The organism is Actinomadura livida (assembly GCF_014648675.1).
GTDB classification, from domain to species: Bacteria; Actinomycetota; Actinomycetes; order Streptosporangiales; family Streptosporangiaceae; genus Spirillospora; species Spirillospora livida.
The window spans coordinates 480,082-496,859 of record NZ_BMRO01000004.1 but is presented as its reverse complement, the minus strand read 5'-3'; the positions used below and the strand labels follow the sequence as shown (position 1 = coordinate 496,859).

Below are 16,778 nucleotides of genomic sequence, written 5' to 3'. Positions count from 1 at the left end.
CCCCCCCCCCCCCCCCCCCCCCCCCCCCGCCTGTACGCACGCCGCGCCCCCGTCCGGAAGGACGGGGGCGCTCCTCTTTTCGGCGCAGGCCGCCCTCCTTCCGGCGCGGGTGAGCGTCAGACGTGTGCGGGCGGGCGTCAGACGTGCGCGGCCGGACGAATGTTCTGGTTGGCCTGGAAGAAGTTACCGGGGTCGTACTCGGCCTTGATCCGCGCGAGTTCGTCGTAGTGGTCCCCGTACGTGGCCCGGACCCGGTCCTCCCTCTCGTCCGCGCCGATGAAGTTCACGTAGGAGCCCCCCATCGAGTGCGGGTGCAGCGTCTCCCAGTAGTCCACGCACCACTGCCGGATGAGCGCGGCGTTCGCGGGATCGGGGTCGATGCCGACGTAGACGGCCGACCATAGAGCGTCCCGGTAGCTCCAGGCGGTGTCGTCGGCGCCCATCCGGTGGACCGCGCCGTCGATCGGGTAGAGGTGCATGGTGGACAGCGGGGTCGGCAGCTCCGAACCGTGCTTGAGGTGCAGGTCGATGGCGTCGTCGCCGATGCGGTCGAAGAAGTCGCCTCGCCAGTACCACTGCAGGCCGGGCGGGAGGAGCTCGTCGAACATGCTCTGGAGCATGGGGTACGGCATAGGCGCGGTGAACTGGAACGCGGGACGCCCGGCGTCGTTCACCGACGCGATGGCGTCCTCCAGTCCGTTCGGGTCGCCCGTGTAGCACCACACGACGGCGCACATCTTCTTGCCGTGAAGCTCCTCGGGGAACGGCGGCCCGGGCGGGACGGTGAGGACGGCGAAGAAGCCGCTCAGGTCCTCGGGCGCCTGAGGCAGGAACTCCCGGTACCACCTCAAAACCTCGGGCACCGCGTCGATAGGCCATGCGGTGATGCCCACCCCGACCGTGTCCACCGGGTGGAGCCGGTAGGTGAACGAGGTGACGACGCCGAAGTTCCCGCCTCCGCCGCGCAGCGCCCAGAACAGATCGGGGTCGCGCGTCTCGGACGCGGTGACCAGCGAACCGTCCGCCAGAACGACGTCGGCGGCGATCAGGTTGTCCACCGTGAGGCCGTACTTGCGGGTGAGGTGGCCGTGGCCGCCGCCGAGCGTGAGCCCGCCGACCCCGGTGGTCGAGTTGATCCCGGTGGGCGTGGCCAGCCCGAAGCCGTGGGTGGCGTGGTCCAGGTCGCCCAGCAGGCTGCCTCCGCCGACCTCGGCCGTGCGCGCCTCCGGGTCGACCCGCACCCACCGCATGGGCGACAGGTCGATGGTCACGCCGCCCTCCACCAGGCAGAGGCCGGCGCCGCTGTGCCCGCCGCCCCGGACGGCCGGTTCGGCGCCGATGTCGCGGATCATGCCGATGGCCTCCGCCACGTCCGCGGCGTCGGCGCACCGGACGATGGCGGCGGGACAGGTGCCGATCATCGCGTTGTAGATCGCGCGGGCCCGTTCGTAGTCCGAGTCCTGCGGTCCGAGGACCGGGCCGCGCAGCGTCGTCCGCATGGATTCCAGAACCGTGGCCTCCATCTGGGCCTCCCCCGCCGGGCCGCGGCACACCCCTGCCTCGCGCGCCCGTGCTGTCTTCGGTCCCGCCGGGTCCCTCCCGGCGCGGTCACCACCAGCATCACCGCACGACAATCCCGACAAAACCAGACAAAAGGAAAATACGGCGGAGGGACGCCTAGCGCGAGGCGTTGGCAGGCTTGAGCGGCGTACGGCCGCGGATCAGGTCGGCGGCGCGCTCGGCGATCGCGATCGTCGGCGCGTTGGTGTTGCCGCGCGGGACGGCCGGCATCACCGACGCGTCCACCACCCGCAGGCCGTCGACGCCGCGGACGCGCAGCTCGGGGTCGCAGACGGAGTCGCCGCCGCCCATCGCGCAGGTGCCGACGGGGTGGAACAGGGTCGCGACCTGGCGGCGCACGTAGTCCCGGACGGCCTCGTCCGACTCGACCTGCTCGCCGGGCGCCCACTCGCCCCCGACCAGGGCCGCCAGCGGCCCGGACGCCGCGATCTCCCGCGCCTGGCGGACCCCGGCGACCAGGACGTCCAGGTCGGCCTTGTCCGCGAGGTAGGCGGGGTCGATCAGGGGCTTGGCGTAGGGGCTGGCGGAGCGGAGGGTGAGCGAGCCGCGGCTGGCGACGGAGACCGCGGTGACCATGACCGACAGCAGCCGTTCGGCGACCTCCACGAGCCCCTGCTCGACGAACGGCGTGGGCAGGACGTGGTACTGCAGGTCGGGGGCGGGCAGCCCCTCGACCGTCCGGACGAACCCGCCCGCCTCGGCGACGTTGGACGCGTAGGGTCCCCGCCCGAGCGCCTGGTAAAGGGCCAGGGAGCGCGCGTTCGCCAGCTCCCACAGGCTCTTGGTGCGGGGCGTGGCGAACATGACGTTCACGAACGGGTGGTCCTGGAGCCGCTGCCCGACCGGGGAGTCGACCAGGACGTCGATGCCCACCGAGCGCAGGTGGTCGGCGGGCCCGACGCCGGAGAGCATGAGCAGCTGCGGGCTGTTCACCGCGCCGCCGGACACGATGACCTCCGCCCCGGCGCGGGCCAGCATGGTCTCGCCGCGCGCCTCGTAGCGGACGCCGGTGGCGCGGCCGTCCTCGATCACCACGCGGGTCGCGAGCGCGTCGGTGACGACGGTGAGGTTCGGGCGGTGCTCGATCGGGTGCAGGTACCCGGCGGCGGTGGACCAGCGGCGGCCGCGCTTGTGCGTGACCTGGTAGAAGCCGACGCCGTCCTGCCGCGCGCCGTTGAAGTCGGGGTTCGCGGCCAGCCCGTACGCCTTGGCCGACTGCAACCAGGCGCGGGTCAGCGGGTGCTTGTAGCGCAGGTCCTCCACGCGCAGCGGCCCGCCGACGCCGTGGTACGGGATGTCGCCGCGCTGCTGGTCCTCGGCGCGGCGGAAGTAGGGCAGCACGTCCTCGTAGCCCCAGCCCTCGCAGCCGTGGACGTCGCGCCAGGTGTCGTAGTCGTACCGGGAGCCGCGCACGTAGATCATCGCGTTGGTGGACGAGCTGCCGCCGAGCGTGCGCCCCCGCGGCCAGTACACGCTGCGTCCGGCGGCGTTCTCCTGCGGGACGGTGGCGTAGTCCCAGTCGAACGGGCCTTTGATCATCCCCGCCACGGCCGCCGGAATGTGGATCTCGGGCGCGTCGTCGGGCGGGCCGGCCTCCAGCAGCAGGACCGCGACCGACGGATCCTCGGTCAGCCGGGCGGCGAGAACGCACCCCGCGCTGCCCGCTCCCACGATGATGTAGTCGTACACGGCGGCCTCCGGGAGTCTTTCCGAAACCCTACCGAACGTGCTTCGATGCCCTGCGGCGCTAGGGTGCGGCTATGGCGAAGAACAGGGATAACCCCGTCGTCCTGTCGCGGATCTACACCCGGACCGGGGACGACGGCACCACCGCGCTCGGCGACGCGTCCCGCACCCGGAAGACGGACCCGCGGCTGGCCGCCTACGCCGACGTCGAGGAGGCCAACGCCGCGATCGGCACCGCCATCGCGCTCGGCGACCTGCCCGAGAACGTGGTCGCGCTGCTGACCCGCGTCCAGAACGACCTGTTCGACGTGGGAGCCGACCTGTGCGCGCCGGTCGTGCCGGACCCGCAGTACCCTCCGCTGCGCGTCGAGCCCCCCTACATCGAACGCCTTGAGGCGGCCTGCGACGAGCACAACGAGACGCTCGAACCGCTCCGCAGCTTCATCCTCCCTGGCGGGTCCCCGGGCGCGGCGCTGCTGCACGTCGCGCGGACGGTCACGCGGCGCGCCGAACGCTCCGCCTGGGCGGCCGTCGAGGCGCACGGCTCCGCCGCCGACGGCGACCCGGAGGCGGCCGAGGGCGGCGTGAACCCGCTGACCGCCACCTACCTCAACCGGCTGTCCGACCTCCTGTTCATCCTCTGCCGCGTCGCCAACGCCGAGCACGGCGACGTCCTCTGGAAGCCCGGCGGAGAACGCTGACCCGGTCCGCTCCCCCGCCGGGGGGTGGGGTTAGCCCCACCGCGCGATGACCGGCTCCCCTCCTGGTGACGGCGTCCCGTGGAGAGCAGGCTGGTTCTGTACGGGCGCAAGGCGACAACGGGAGTGACCACGTGAAGACCCTGACGGCGACGGCGGTGCTGGCGGTCGCGGCGGCGGCGCTGACCGGCTGCGGCAACGTGAGCTTCGGCAGCGGCGAGGAGACCCGCTCCTACACCGCGCCCGCCGGCATCACCGCACTGAAGATCACCGGCGATGGGAGCCGGGTGCAGGTGACGGCAACCGACACCCCCACCATCAAGGTCAGCGAGCGGCTGCGCTGGTCCAACGAGAAGAACAAGCCGGTCGCCGAGCGGCTCACCGAGGACGACACGCTCACGCTGGCGGCCAAGTGCGCCAGGGCGACGGTGGGCTTCAGCCGATGCGGGGTCTCCTACCGCGTCCAGGTCCCCCGCGACGTGCCCGTGGAGATCGACAACCGGGACGGGTCGATCTCCGCGTCCGGCCTCGCCGGGGCGGTGAAGCTGCACTCCCACAACGGATCGATCGAGGTGACCGACCTGCGGGCGACCTCGGCGTCGATCAGTTCCAGGGACGGGTCGCTGCGCGTCTCCGGGCGGGCCACCACCGCCGATCTGGACAGCAGCAACGGCTCGATCGTCGCGACGGGACTCACCGCCGACCGGCTGACGGCCCGCTCGCGCGACGGCCGCATCAAGCTCAGCGGCGACGTCAAGACCGCCGACCTGGACACCGCGAACGGCTCCATCGACGTCGCGGGGCTGACCGCCGAACGCGTCACCGCCAAGACGCTCGACGGCGGGGTCCGGCTCGGGTTCGCCTCCGCTCCCACGCACGTCCGGGCCAGCAGCGCCAACGGCTCCATCCGCGTCTGGCTCCCGACAAGTGAGAGTTACGCCATCGCCACGTCCACGGACAACGGCTCCAGGACGATCGACCCGTCCGTGCACCAGGACTCGGCGTCCTCGCGCAGCGTCAAGCTGGACACCCGCGACGGCAGCATCCTCGTCAACTCGGCCGATCAGCGAAGCTGGTAGGGCCCCTGCCAGAGCGGCCGGTAGGACGGGTCCAGCGCCACCTGCACGCGCGCCCCGCCGTTGACCGCCACCGTGGTGCGCGCGAGGTGCTGGGTGACGTGCGCGATGCCGTCGACGTTCGTGTCGAGGAACCTCAGGTGCACGTTCTTCAGCCGGTCGCACGCGGAGTGGTAGCACGGGTCGTACGCCTTGCCCGCCCTGCCGCCGAACGCCTTGGCCTCCGCGGCGGTCTTCACGCCGTCCGCGCCGGTGTCCATGCCGCCGACCGGGATGCCGTGCTCGGCGAACGGGCCGTAGTCGGAGCGCCCGTTGAGGGAGCTCTCGGTCGTCGGCAGCCTGCGGCCCTTGAAGTAGTCCCGGAACATCTTCTCGATCGCGCCCGAACCGGCGGGCGCCCGCGTCCCGGCGCGGGTGGAGTGGTCGCCGTCGTACACGCCCCGGGTGCCGTTGCGCGACCCGAGCATGTCGAAGTTCAGGTTGAGGGCGATGGCGTCGCGGTCGCGGCGGTCCAGGGACTCCACGTAGTGCGTCGAGCCGCGCAGGCCCTCCTCCTCCGCGCCCCACCAGGCGAACCGCACCCGGTTGCGCAGGTCGCCCCTGCGGAGCTTCCCGATCTTCCCGGCGATCGCGAGGAGCGCGGCGGAGCCGGTGGCGTTGTCGTTGATCCCGGGGCCGTCCTTGACGCTGTCGAGGTGCGCGCCGAGCAGCACCACGTTGTCGCCACGGCCGCGCTCGGTGTCGGCGATGACGTTGGACGCCGACCGCTTCCCGTGGACGGTGTCGGTCTTCACCCGCAGCGTCAGGCCGCCCTTCCTCTTCGCGGCCTTGGCCAGTGCGGCGCCGAGCTCGTGGGTCGGGCCGACGACCGGGATCCTGGACGGCTTGCGGACCGTCCCGTTCACCGGCCCGTCCTCCCCCGGCAGGTTGTAGATCACGGCGGCGGCGGCCCCGGCGGCGCGGGCCCGGGCGGCCTTCTTCTCGAACGTGCAGGTCCCGCGCTGCATCAGGGCGATCGAGCCCTTCCTGAAGCCCCTGAAGTCGCGCCGGTCGCAGCCGCTCGTCCCGTCCTCGCCCTTCGCCGGGACGTCCACCGCGACCACGCGCGCGGTCACGTCGCCCGAGCCCGAGTAGGCGTAGGTGGCGAAGTCCTCGCCGCGCTTGTAGGACTTCTTGGACGGCTTCGTCCGGGCCAGCACCGGCCCCGACCGCTCCCGCCAGTACGGGTACCGGAACTTCTGGATCTTCGGCCGGAACCCGGCCTTCCGCAGCCGCCCGACGACGTACCGCACCGAGACGTCGTAGCCGGCGCCGCCCGCGGCGCGGTGGCCGCCGTTGTAGTCGGCGATCTCCTCGAACGCCTTCAGATGCGCCTGGACGTCCTTCAGCGTGACGAGCCGGGCCAGGGTGGGGCGGGCCGGCGCGGCGTCCGCGGGCGGCAGCACCGACGGGATCACGGCCACGGGGAGAAACGCGGCGGGCAGCGCCACGGCGGCACCGGTGAGCAGCTTCTTCTTGCGCACGTGCACTCCTGCGAACGGAGACGGAGCGGACCAGCAGCGATGATGGTCACGCGTCCCGGCCGGCTCAAGCGGCGGCGCCGCGCGCACACCGATTCCATACCGGCGCCTTACCGGCCCATGCAGGTTCTCCCGGGACCGCTCCCCCGGGCCGGTCTCCCAACGCCGAATCTCTGGGCGCGCTCAGCCGGCCTCGTCGGGAGGGTGCAGTTCCACGGGGGTACCCGGCGGGGCCGCCTCCAGCCAGGAGAGGAAACCGGTCAGGGCCGCCGCGCCCATCGCCAGCTCCACGGTCAGGTCACCGTCCCTGACCTCGATGATGCTCACGTCCGGCAGCAGCCCCTCGGCCTCCTCCGGGTCCGGGAGGCGCCGGTTGGATACGACGAGGCCCCGGCGGTGGATCACCTGCCGGGGCCTGCTGCGGAACTCGAACACGCGGTGCCAGTGCAGGGCGTCTCCCCTGTAGCGGCCGATGCCGAGGCGCCACACTCCCGGGGCTCCGCCCTCCGGGTCCAGCACCCGGAGGCTGCACTCCACGGCGCCGCCGCCCCGCGCGAACAGCCGGCGGCGCACCGCCATGGAGAAGAACAGCAGCGCCGCCACCAGGATGAGCGCGACGAGAACGCCGCCCGCATCCAGTGCCAGATGCCCGTCCAAGTCCCCCGCCGCCCGTCGGAGCCGTCGTCGTCCGGCGTTAAGCCTCGATGCCCGCCGCGCGCAGCCGCGCCCGGGCCCGCCGTTCCGTAGTCGCGTCCTCGCTCTCGGCGGCGAGCGCGTCCTCCAGCGCCTGCCGCGCGTCCTGGACGTCGACCTCGTGGCCGAGCTCCGCCTGCTCGGCCAGCACCGACACCTCGTCGGCCGCGACCGAGAAGAAGCCGCTGCCGACCATCGCGACGATCGGCTCGCCGCCGTCGGCCGGCTCGACCTTCACCACGCTGCCGTCGAGGAGGACGCCCAGCACCGGGGCGTGGCCCGGCAGGATGCCGAGCGAGCCCTCGATGGTCTGCGCGACCACCATCTTGGCCTCGCCGGACCAGATCTCGCGCTCCGGCGACACCAGCCCGACTCTCAGGTTTGCCACGTCTGTCTCCTCCGACTCACTGGAGCGGTATCGGCGGGACCGCCCCGGACGGCGCGTCCGGGGCGGTCCCGCCGGGGCGGACTACTTCTCCAGCTCCCGGGCCTTCTTCTCGACGTCCTCGATGCCGCCGCACATGAAGAACGCCTGCTCGGGCAGGTGGTCGTACTTGCCCTCGGAGAGCGCCTTGAACGAGGCGATCGTCTCGTCCTTCGGCACCGTCTCACCGGGCTGGCCGGTGAACTGCTCGGCCACGTACATCGGGTGCGACAGGAACCGCTCGATGCGCCGCGCCCGCTGGACGGTGACCTTGTCCTCCTCGGACAGCTCGTCGATACCGAGGATCGCGATGATGTCCTGCAGCTCCTTGTACTTCTGCAGGATCCGGATCACTTCCTGCGCGACCTCGTAGTGCTCGTTCCCCAGGATCTGCGGGTCCATGATCCGCGAGGTGGAGTCGAGCGGGTCGACCGCCGGGAAGATGCCCTTCTCGGAGATGCCGCGGGACAGGGTCGTGGTGGCGTCCAGGTGCGCGAACGTGGTGTGCGGCGCCGGGTCGGTGATGTCGTCGGCGGGCACGTAGATCGCCTGCATCGAGGTGATCGAGTTACCGCGCGTCGAGGTGATCCGCTCCTGCAGCACGCCCATCTCGTCGGCCAGCGTCGGCTGGTACCCCACCGCGGACGGCATGCGCCCGAGCAGCGTGGAGACCTCCGAACCGGCCTGCGTGAACCGGAAGATGTTGTCGATGAACAGCAGCACGTCCTGGTTCTGCACGTCGCGGAAGTACTCCGCCATCGTCAGCGCGGACAGCGCCACGCGCAGCCGGGTGCCCGGCGGCTCGTCCATCTGGCCGAACACCATCGCGGTGTCCTTGAGGACGTCCGCCTCGGCCATCTCCACCCAGAGGTCGTTGCCCTCGCGGGTGCGCTCGCCGACGCCGGCGAACACCGAGGTGCCGCCGAAGTTGCGGGCGACCCGGCGGATCATCTCCTGGATGAGCACCGTCTTGCCGACGCCCGCGCCGCCGAACAGGCCGATCTTGCCGCCCTTGACGTACGGGCACAGCAGGTCGATGACCTTGATGCCGGTCTCCAGCATCTCGGTCTTCGACTCCAGCTGGTCGAACGCCGGCGCCCTGCGGTGGATGCCCCAGCGCTCGTTGATCTCCAGGGACGCGGTCGGGACGTCCAGCGCGTCGCCGAGGGCGTTCCACACGTGGCCCTTGGTGATGTCGCCCACCGGCACCGAGATCGACTTCCCGGAGTCGACCACCGGCGCGCCGCGGACCAGGCCGTCCGTCGGCTGCATCGAGATGGCCCTGACCATGTTGTCGCCGAGGTGCTGGGCGACCTCGAACGTCAGGGTCTTCTCCTCGCCGCCGAGCGAGATCTCCGCGTTGAGGGCGTTGTAGATCTCCGGGATGGCGTCGGCGGGGAACTCCACGTCGACGACCGGGCCGATGACACGGGCGACGCGCCCGGTCGCGGTCGCCGTCTCTACCTGAGCAGTCATTGTCACTCCCCGCCAGACTCGGCGAGCGCGTCAGCGCCACCGACGATCTCGCTGATTTCCTGGGTGATCGCGGCCTGCCGCGCCTGGTTCATCTGGCGCGTGTAGACCCCGAGCAGTTCGTTGGCATTGTCGGTCGCCGACTTCATCGCCCGCCGGACCGCGGCCTGGAACGCCGCCGCCGACTGGAGCAGCATGTGGAAGATGCGGCTCTCGACGTAGTTCGGCAGCAGCAGGTCGAGCGCGGCCGCCGCGGACGGCTCGAACTCGTACGCCGGCGGGACCTTGGAGGACTCGGCCTCCTCGATCTCCAGCGGCATGAGCCGGGTGACCCGCACCTGCTGGGTGAGCATCGAGACGAACTCGGTGTAGACCACGTGGATCTCACCGACCCCGCCCTCGGCATCGGTCTTGAGGAAGTCCTCGGTGAGCCGGCGGCCGATCTCCTCCGCGTTGCCGAAGGTCGGACGGTCGCTGAACCCGTGCCAGGTCTCGGCGACGTCCCGGTCCCGGAACCGGTACCAGGTGATGCCCTTGTTGCCGACGACGTACGGGACCGGCTCGCGTCCCTCGTCCCGCAGCGCCTTGATCAGGGACTCGGCCTCGCGGATCACGTTGGCGTTGTAGGCGCCGCAGAACCCGCGATCGCTTGTGATGATCAGGACCGCGCTGCGGTTGTCCGCCGGCTGCTCCTGCAGCAGCGGATGGTCGATCCCGACGTGGTGGCTCACCAGCGCGGTCAGGGCCTGCGTGATCTGGTCGGCGTACGGCTTGGACGCCGTCACCGCCTGCTGGGCCTTGACGATCCGCGACGTGGCGATCATCTCCTGGGCGCGCGTGATCTTGGCGGTCGACTTGACCGACCTGATCCGCTGCCGGAGTTGGCGAAGCTGTGCGGCCATCGCCCGTCAGTCCTTCTTGACGCGGGTGATCGTCTCCTGCTCGACGTCCTCGTCCGCGATCGCCTCGACGGGCTCGTCCGCCAGGATCTCGCCCTCGCTGGTCTGGAAGCCCTTCTTGAACGCCGCGACGGCCCTCTGCAGGCTCGCGAGGCCGTCGTCGGAGAGCTTGCCGGTCTCCCGGATGGAGGTCAGCATGCCGCTCTCCTCCCGCTCCATGTAGTCGAGGAACTCGCGCTCGAAGCGGCGGATGTCGGCCACGGGGACGTCGTCCAGCGCGCCGGAGGTGCCCGCCCACACGGACACGACCTCCTGCTCGACCGGGAACGGGCTGCCCTGCGGCTGCTTCAGCAGCTCGACCAGGCGGGCGCCGCGGTCCAGCTGGGACCGTGAGGCGGCGTCCAGGTCGGACGCGAACGCCGCGAACGCCTCCAGGTCACGGAACTGCGACAGCGCGAGGCGCAGCGTGCCGGCGACGGTCTTCATCGCCTTGATCTGCGCGTCGCCGCCGACCCGGGACACCGAGATGCCGACGTTGATCGCCGGGCGGACGCCCTGGTTGAACAGGTCCGTCTCCAGGAAGCACTGCCCGTCGGTGATGGAGATGACGTTCGTCGGGATGTACGCCGACACGTCGTTGCCCTTGGTCTCGATGATCGGCAGACCCGTCATCGAACCGGCGCCCATGTCGTCGGACAGCTTCGCGCAGCGCTCCAGCAGCCGCGAGTGCAGGTAGAAGACGTCACCGGGGTACGCCTCGCGGCCCGGCGGGCGGCGCAGCAGCAGCGACACCGCGCGGTAGGCCTCGGCCTGCTTCGACAGGTCGTCGAAGACGATCAGGACGTGCTTGCCCTGGTACATCCAGTGCTGGCCGATCGCGGACCCGGTGTAGGGGGCGATGTACTTGAAGCCCGCCGGTTCGGACGCGGGGGCCGCCACGATCGTGGTGTACTCCAGCGCGCCGGCCTCCTCCAGGGAGCGGCGGACGTTGGCGATCGTGGAGCCCTTCTGCCCGATCGCGACGTAGATGCAGCGGACCTGCTTGCTCTCGTCGCCGGACTCCCAGTTCTCCTTCTGGTTGATGATGGTGTCCACGCAGACGGTCGTCTTGCCCGTCTGCCGGTCACCGATGATCAGCTGCCGCTGACCGCGGCCGATCGGCGTCATCGCGTCGATCGCCTTGATGCCCGTCTGCAGCGGCTCACTGACCGACTGCCGCTGCACGACGGTCGGGGCCTGCAGTTCGAGCGCGCGGCGCTCGGTGGTCTCGATCGGGCCCTTGCCGTCCAGCGGGTTGCCCAGCGCGTCCACGACGCGGCCGAGGAAGCCGTCGCCGACGGGGACCGAGAGGACCTCGCCGGTCCGGCGGGCCTTCTGGCCCTCCTCGATCTTGCTGAAGTCACCAAGGACAACGGCGCCGATCTCACGCACGTCCAGGTTCAGAGCCAGGCCACGGGTGCCGTCCTCGAACTCCACGAGTTCGTTCGCCATCGCGGAGGGCAGGCCCTCGATGTGGGCGATGCCGTCGCCGGAATCGACGACGGTGCCGACCTCTTCGCGCGCGGCGGCCTCGGGCTCGTACGACTGGACGAAGCGCTCCAGCGCGTTCCGGATCTCATCCGGACGGATCGTCAGCTCCGCCATGATTCCTCTCTTGCTCCCTCTTGGGTCAGATCTGGCCCGAGGGGGGACGACCCCCCACGACCCCCCGACCGACTTCGTCGGAATCGGTGCCGCCGGCCTACAGTCGGCTCTTCCCGCCGGCCTCAGCCGGCGCCGAGCCGCCGGCGGACGTCGTCCAGCCGTCCGGCGATCGTGCCGTCGATGATCTCGTCCCCGATCTCGATCGACAGGCCGCCGATCGACGCGGGGTCGATTTCGATGTTCAGGTGTACGTCGTGGCCGTAGGCGGTGGCGAGCACCGCGGCGAGCCGCGTCCGCTGCGCCTCCGACAGTTCGACCGGCGTGCGGACCAGCGCGACCAGCCGCTGCCGCCGCTGGGCGACCAGCCTGCCGTACTCGGCCAGCCCGCTCTCCAGGCTACGTCCTCGCGGACGCAGCACGAGCTCGGTGACCAGCGTCATCGTCGCCGGCGTGACCTTGCCGTCCAGCAGCGCCGTGACCAGGCCGAGCTTGCGGTCCTCCGGCAGGCCCGGCCCGGCGAGGGCGCCGCGCAGTTCCGGCTCGCGCTCGACGACGCGGGAGAACCGGAACAGCTCGTCCTCCAGGTCGTCGATCCGCCGGTCGGCCTCGGCGCGGGCGGCCTCGGCGGTGACCGCGAGGGTCTCCACCGCGTCCGACAGCTCCGACGGCTTGGACCAGCGCAGCCGGACGACGTCGGCGACCAGCCCGAGAGCGGCCGGCGACACCTTGCCCTCCAGCAGGATCCGGACGAGCTGTGCCTTGTCGGCACCGTCCCGCGCGGGGTCGGAGACCGCCCGCCGCAGGCCGTGCTCGCGGTCGATCAGGTGCAGCACCGCGAACAGGTCGCCGCCGAGCTCGGCCAGGTCCGCCGTGTCGTTCTGAGGGGACGACCCCCCAGACCCCCCGGCAACCGCGCTGGAGGAGATGACCACCTCCAGCCGCTCCTTGGCCTCGGCCAGCGACGCCCTGCTCACCGCTCCCGAAATGGTCATGATGTGATCTGCTCCTGCGTGCGAGCACGCTCCTCGAGCTCCTCGAGGAACCGGTCGACGACCCGGCTCTGCCGCGCGCTGTCCTCAAGGGACTCGCCCACGACCCGCCCGGCCAGCTCGACCGACAGGGCGCCGATCTCGGCACGCAGCGACTGCAGCGCCTGCTGCCGCTCCGCCTCGATCTGCGCCTTGGCGTTGTCGACGATGCGGCGCGCCTCGACCTGGGCCTGCTCCTTGGCCTGGGCGATGATCTGCGCGCCCTGCTCCTCGGCCTTGCGGCGCTCGTTGGACGCCTCGACCGCGGCCGCCTTCTGCTGGGCCTTGTGCTGATCGAGGACCTGCTGCGCCTCCTTCTGCGCCTGCTCGGCCCGCTCCAGCCCGCCCTCGATCGCCTGGGTCCGCTCCTCCAGCACCTTCTGCAGTCGCGGAGTCAGGATCTTGCCCAGGACGATCATCACGACGAGGAACGAGAAGACCCCGACGACGAGCTCGTACGCGTGCGGGACGAGAGGGTTGTTCTCCTCCGCCGCTAGGACGGAAGCTGCTCCGATCATGTCTGCAGCCCTTCCTCAGATGAGACCCGTGCTCAGATGCCCTGGAAGATGAACGGCGCGACCAGGCCGATCAGCGCCAGCGCCTCGGTGAGCACGAAGCCCAGCATCATGTTGGTGCGGATGACGCCGGTCAGCTCCGGCTGGCGGGCGATCGCGTTCACGCCCTGACCGAAGATGATGCCGACGCCGATGCCCGGGCCGATGGCCGCGAGACCGTATCCGATCGAGGTGACGTTACCGCTGACCTCGGCGAGGACTCCCATTGATCTTTCCTTTTCTGTCGGCCGGCGGAGACTCCGCCGGTCTGGGCTGAACGTTGTTGCTCGGACGGGGGCGCCGCGCCGGGAGGCGCCGCGGATACCCCCGGGGCTCAGTGCTCGGCTTCCAGGCCGCTCTGGATGTACATGGCGGCGAGCATCGCGAACAGGAACGCCTGCAGGAACTGGATCAGCAGCTCGAACGCGGTCATCACGATCGTGATGAGCACGCCGATGATGCCGACCCCGAACCCGGCCAAGGTGGGCTTCTCGAACAGGAACCAGAAGCCGACGAGGCTGAAGAACGCGAGGATCGTGTGGCCGGCGAACATGTTCGCGAAGAGCCGGACGGCGTGCGTGAACGGCGCCAGGATCAGCGTGGACAGGTACTCGATCGGCACCAGCAGGAAGTAGACCGGCAGCGGCAGGCCGGGCGGGATCATGTTCGTGAAGTACTTCACCGGGCCCTGGTGCTTCATGCCCAGGTAGACCTTGGTGATGTAGACGATGATCGCCAGCACGGCCGGGAACGCGATGTGCGACGCGATCGGGAACTGGATGACCGGGACGACCGCGAAGATGTTCCAGATCCAGATGAGGAAGAACAGCGACATCAGCATCGGCATCCACCGGTCGGTGTTCTTGCCGAGGAACGGGCGGGCGATCTCGTCCCGCACGAACATGTAGCCGATCTCGCCGACGTTCTGCATGCCCCGCGGCACCAGCTTCGGCTTGGCGAACGCCATCCAGAACAGGGCGCAGGTGACCAGCGCACCGAAGACGGCGAAGACGACCGGCTTGGTCAGCCACTCGGGGCCGCCGGCGAACAGGGGCGGGAAGTCGAACAGTTCCGGGCCGGGTGCCTGGAACTCTCCCCCTTCGGAGGCGGCGAGGACCGTCTGCGCGTTCACGCGGCGTTCCCTTCATCAATGTGGTGATGTCTCACGGGCGCTTCCTCGGCGGCGGGGCCGCTCAGGAGGTGTGGCGACCCAACTGCAGGTAGATCAGGTAGGTGGCGAGCCCGACGCCGATGACCACGCCGATCGGGATCAGCCAGGACTGGCCCGTCCAGCCGGCCAGCAGCCACCCGAGACCGCCCCAGATGATCATCCCGGAGAGGAGGTAGCTGGGCACGGACCAGGCGACGTCGGCGAATTCCCGCTGGCCGTCCTCCGGCCGACGCTTCTGCTCGCTCATCGCGCTCCGGACGATAGCAGGCCACCCATGCGGTGGTCATATTGGAGTAGCCCGTTGGGAACGTCACCTTCCGCGACGCCTCCATCACGGACTCCGGTCCAGCGCGTTCTCGGTGTCGTCAATGTAGGGCCTCTGCTTCAGGGCGACTCGGAACTCGGCGGCGATCCAGAGCAGCGCGAGGCCGATGACCGTCCAGCCGAAGACCTTGGTGTTCCAGATCGTGACGCCGTCCATGGCCGTGACCAGCACCATCACCGCGAGGATCTTCACCAGGTAGCTCGCGAGGGCGGCCAGCATCATCGTCTGGGCGGAGATCTTGCCCGCCCAGGAGACCACCACCGCGCTGATGGAGAAGAAGGCGATCACCACGACGGCGGCCAGCGCGGCCGCGAGGGCGCCCTTGGCGCCGGCGGCCAGCAGGGCGATCAGGACGGCACCCACCCCGACGACCGCGGTCGGGATCGCGGCGCCGCGGAGCATCCGGGCGTCGTTGGATTGCATGAGGGCTCCGGCTGGTCACGTTCAGTGGTCGTTTTGCTGTTCGTGAAAGGTATCACAAGCGTCCGGATTGTCCACAATTACCCTGAAGGTAATGCGGTTTCCGGTGGTCGGCGGTTCCTGAAGTCCGCGGCGCGGTGCCCGGTTCAGGTGCGCCGCGCGCACTCCACGTGGCCGCCCACGACCCCCGGCCAGAATCCGTCCCGCTGCGGCCGCGCACAGTCTATCCGCAGATCAGAGCCATTGTCGGCCGGTCGTCAGACGGGGAGTCGCGGCCGTTCGGCGGCGTGGTCGCCGGGGGCGACGGGGCCGTGCCGGCGCAGCCGGCGCGGCTTGTAGAGCATGAGCATGATGCCGGCGACCGCGACCAGCAGCGTGATGCCGAGGGTGATCCACGCGGCGTCGAACAGCGCGAGCCCCACCAGCCCGGACGCCAGCAGCCCCACCCAGAAGTACATGATCAGCACGGCGCGGCGGGTGGAGTGGCCGAGTTCGAGCAGCCGGTGGTGCAGGTGCTGCTTGTCCGGGGAGAACGGCGACCGGCCCTGGTTCGTGCGCCGCCACACGGCGAGCAGCATGTCGATGAACGGGACCGCGGCCACGGCCGGGATCAGCAGCACGGGGACGAAGAACGGGAACAGCCCGTTGGCGAGGATCGCCGGGTCGAACTGCCCGGTCAGCATGATCGTGGACGCGCTGAGCAGCAGGCCGATCAGCATCGAGCCGGTGTCGCCCATGAAGATCCGGGCGGGGCTGAAGTTGTGCGGCAGGAAGCCCGCGCACATCCCGAACAGGACCGCCGCGATGAGGGTCGCGCCGGTCAGCGTGGTCATCCCGTTCGCCTTCGACAGCAGGTAGGCGTAGGAGAACAGCGCCAGCGCCGCGATCCCGACGACGCCCGCGGCCAGCCCGTCCAGCCCGTCGATGAAGTTGACCGCGTTGATCGTGGCGACGACGACGAGGACGGTCAGCGGCACCCCGTAGGCGGGCGGCAGCGACAGCGACTCGCCGGTGGGCAGCGGGATCACGTAGATCTGGATCCCCTGCATGATGAAGATCCCGGCGGCGGCGACCTGCCCGGCGAACTTGGTGAGCGCGTCCACCTCCCAGCGGTCGTCCGCGATGCCGATCAGCACGATCAGCCCGCCGGACAGCAGCAGCGCCTTGCCGACGCTGATGTCCCCGTCCCCGAGGACCTTGCGCATCTCGGGGAGCCCGGTCGCCACCACCAGCGCGGCGACCATCCCGCCGAACATGGCGAGGCCGCCCAGCCGGGGCGTCGGGATGACGTGGACGTCGCGGTCGCGGGGCACGGCCTGCGCGCCGAACCAGATGGCGAACCTGCGCACCAGCGGCGTCAGCAGGTAGGCGACCAGCGCGGCGACGAGGATGCTGAGCAGGTATTCCCGCACTCCCCTGCGCCTCCTTCGCCCAGCATCGCCGGTGGTTGACTGCCCCGTGGGCGCCGTCCCGCACATCGCGGGCCCGCGCACCGCGCGGCGCCGTCACCCTGATGAGACGGCCCGCGAGGGCGATCTGTTCACGCACGTGATCGGACAACTGTAATCCTCCCGCGCGCCGCCCGC

The 16,778-nt window shown here is 70.7% G+C and carries 17 protein-coding genes; 2 read left to right on the top strand and 15 right to left on the bottom strand.

The genetic code is table 11. The annotated features are described in order from the left end of the window. Positions 1-137: 137 nt before the first annotated feature. Positions 138-1,523 (bottom strand): FAD-binding oxidoreductase, encoded by a 1,386-nt coding sequence (locus tag IEZ03_RS12060; RefSeq protein ID WP_184888223.1) that lies wholly within the window; start codon positions 1,521-1,523, stop codon positions 138-140. A gap of 154 nt (positions 1,524-1,677) precedes the next feature. Further along, positions 1,678-3,270, bottom strand: a complete 1,593-nt coding sequence (locus IEZ03_RS12055; RefSeq protein WP_184888225.1) for a GMC family oxidoreductase — start codon at positions 3,268-3,270, stop codon at positions 1,678-1,680. A 71-nt stretch (positions 3,271-3,341) separates the two neighbouring features. Here IEZ03_RS12055 and IEZ03_RS12050 point away from each other — a divergent pair, with 71 nt between their 5' ends. Next, positions 3,342-3,968 (top strand): cob(I)yrinic acid a,c-diamide adenosyltransferase, encoded by a 627-nt coding sequence (locus IEZ03_RS12050; protein WP_184888227.1) that lies wholly within the window; start codon positions 3,342-3,344, stop codon positions 3,966-3,968. Positions 3,969-4,099: 131 nt separating this feature from the next. Continuing rightward, positions 4,100-5,044 carry a DUF4097 family beta strand repeat-containing protein gene (locus IEZ03_RS12045; protein WP_184888229.1) on the top strand — a complete coding sequence of 315 codons (945 nt, stop codon included), beginning with the start codon at positions 4,100-4,102 and terminating at the stop codon, positions 5,042-5,044. Here IEZ03_RS12045 and IEZ03_RS12040 read toward each other — a convergent pair. The 13 genes from IEZ03_RS12040 to IEZ03_RS11980 form a co-directional block, all read right to left on the bottom strand. Further along, positions 5,029-6,564, bottom strand: a complete 1,536-nt coding sequence (locus tag IEZ03_RS12040; RefSeq protein WP_184888231.1) for a M28 family peptidase — start codon at positions 6,562-6,564, stop codon at positions 5,029-5,031. The two genes, IEZ03_RS12045 and IEZ03_RS12040, sit on opposite strands and share 16 nt — an antisense overlap. A gap of 180 nt (positions 6,565-6,744) precedes the next feature. Beyond that, positions 6,745-7,218 (bottom strand): DUF2550 domain-containing protein, encoded by a 474-nt coding sequence (locus IEZ03_RS12035; RefSeq protein WP_184888233.1) that lies wholly within the window; start codon positions 7,216-7,218, stop codon positions 6,745-6,747. A gap of 37 nt (positions 7,219-7,255) precedes the next feature. After that, positions 7,256-7,642 carry a F0F1 ATP synthase subunit epsilon gene (locus IEZ03_RS12030; protein WP_132046048.1) on the bottom strand — a complete coding sequence of 129 codons (387 nt, stop codon included), beginning with the start codon at positions 7,640-7,642 and terminating at the stop codon, positions 7,256-7,258. 81 nt (positions 7,643-7,723) lie between these two features. After that, a complete protein-coding gene (atpD, locus tag IEZ03_RS12025) occupies positions 7,724-9,154 on the bottom strand; it encodes a F0F1 ATP synthase subunit beta (RefSeq protein ID WP_184888235.1) in 1,431 nt (476 codons plus the stop codon). 2 nt (positions 9,155-9,156) lie between these two features. Beyond that, a complete protein-coding gene (locus tag IEZ03_RS12020) occupies positions 9,157-10,053 on the bottom strand; it encodes a F0F1 ATP synthase subunit gamma (RefSeq protein WP_184888237.1) in 897 nt (298 codons plus the stop codon). A gap of 6 nt (positions 10,054-10,059) precedes the next feature. Continuing rightward, complete coding sequence (atpA, locus tag IEZ03_RS12015) at positions 10,060-11,694, bottom strand: F0F1 ATP synthase subunit alpha (protein WP_184888238.1); 1,635 nt, start codon at positions 11,692-11,694, stop codon at positions 10,060-10,062. Positions 11,695-11,816: 122 nt separating this feature from the next. Then, the gene (locus IEZ03_RS12010; protein WP_184888240.1) at positions 11,817-12,686 is read right to left on the bottom strand and encodes a F0F1 ATP synthase subunit delta; all 870 of its coding nucleotides are present in this window, start codon (positions 12,684-12,686) and stop codon (positions 11,817-11,819) included. Beyond that, on the bottom strand, positions 12,683-13,240 hold the full coding sequence (locus IEZ03_RS12005) for a F0F1 ATP synthase subunit B (RefSeq protein ID WP_131954123.1): 558 nt from the start codon (positions 13,238-13,240) through the stop codon (positions 12,683-12,685). Before IEZ03_RS12005 ends, IEZ03_RS12010 begins: the two co-directional genes overlap by 4 nt. A 32-nt stretch (positions 13,241-13,272) precedes the next feature. Next, positions 13,273-13,503 (bottom strand): ATP synthase F0 subunit C, encoded by a 231-nt coding sequence (gene atpE, locus IEZ03_RS12000; RefSeq protein WP_131878293.1) that lies wholly within the window; start codon positions 13,501-13,503, stop codon positions 13,273-13,275. 107 nt (positions 13,504-13,610) lie between these two features. Continuing rightward, on the bottom strand, positions 13,611-14,408 hold the full coding sequence (gene atpB / locus IEZ03_RS11995; RefSeq protein WP_132046053.1) for a F0F1 ATP synthase subunit A: 798 nt from the start codon (positions 14,406-14,408) through the stop codon (positions 13,611-13,613). A 61-nt stretch (positions 14,409-14,469) separates the two neighbouring features. Then, entirely contained in the window at positions 14,470-14,694 is a 225-nt protein-coding gene (locus IEZ03_RS11990) for a hypothetical protein (protein ID WP_184888242.1), read from the bottom strand. A gap of 84 nt (positions 14,695-14,778) precedes the next feature. Beyond that, a complete protein-coding gene (locus IEZ03_RS11985; protein WP_132046055.1) occupies positions 14,779-15,195 on the bottom strand; it encodes a Cg1360 family ATP-synthase-associated protein in 417 nt (138 codons plus the stop codon). A 254-nt stretch (positions 15,196-15,449) separates the two neighbouring features. Beyond that, positions 15,450-16,604, bottom strand: coding sequence for an MraY family glycosyltransferase (locus IEZ03_RS11980; protein WP_184888244.1), 1,155 nt, complete (start codon positions 16,602-16,604; stop codon positions 15,450-15,452). Positions 16,605-16,778: the final 174 nt, after the last annotated feature.

What these genes read in the sequence shown, in the direction of transcription:
- IEZ03_RS12060 (WP_184888223.1), bottom strand. Translation starts at nt 1,523, where the DNA reads ATGGAGGCCACGGTTCTGGAATCCATGCGGACGACGCTGCGCGGCCCG.
- IEZ03_RS12050 (WP_184888227.1), top strand. Translation starts at nt 3,342, where the DNA reads ATGGCGAAGAACAGGGATAACCCCGTCGTCCTGTCGCGGATCTACACC.
- atpD (WP_184888235.1), bottom strand. Translation starts at nt 9,154, where the DNA reads ATGACTGCTCAGGTAGAGACGGCGACCGCGACCGGGCGCGTCGCCCGT.
- IEZ03_RS12020 (WP_184888237.1), bottom strand. Translation starts at nt 10,053, where the DNA reads ATGGCCGCACAGCTTCGCCAACTCCGGCAGCGGATCAGGTCGGTCAAG.
- atpA (WP_184888238.1), bottom strand. Translation starts at nt 11,694, where the DNA reads ATGGCGGAGCTGACGATCCGTCCGGATGAGATCCGGAACGCGCTGGAG.
- IEZ03_RS12010 (WP_184888240.1), bottom strand. Translation starts at nt 12,686, where the DNA reads ATGACCATTTCGGGAGCGGTGAGCAGGGCGTCGCTGGCCGAGGCCAAG.
- IEZ03_RS12005 (WP_131954123.1), bottom strand. Translation starts at nt 13,240, where the DNA reads ATGATCGGAGCAGCTTCCGTCCTAGCGGCGGAGGAGAACAACCCTCTC.
- atpE (WP_131878293.1), bottom strand. Translation starts at nt 13,503, where the DNA reads ATGGGAGTCCTCGCCGAGGTCAGCGGTAACGTCACCTCGATCGGATAC.
- IEZ03_RS11990 (WP_184888242.1), bottom strand. Translation starts at nt 14,694, where the DNA reads ATGAGCGAGCAGAAGCGTCGGCCGGAGGACGGCCAGCGGGAATTCGCC.
- IEZ03_RS11985 (WP_132046055.1), bottom strand. Translation starts at nt 15,195, where the DNA reads ATGCAATCCAACGACGCCCGGATGCTCCGCGGCGCCGCGATCCCGACC.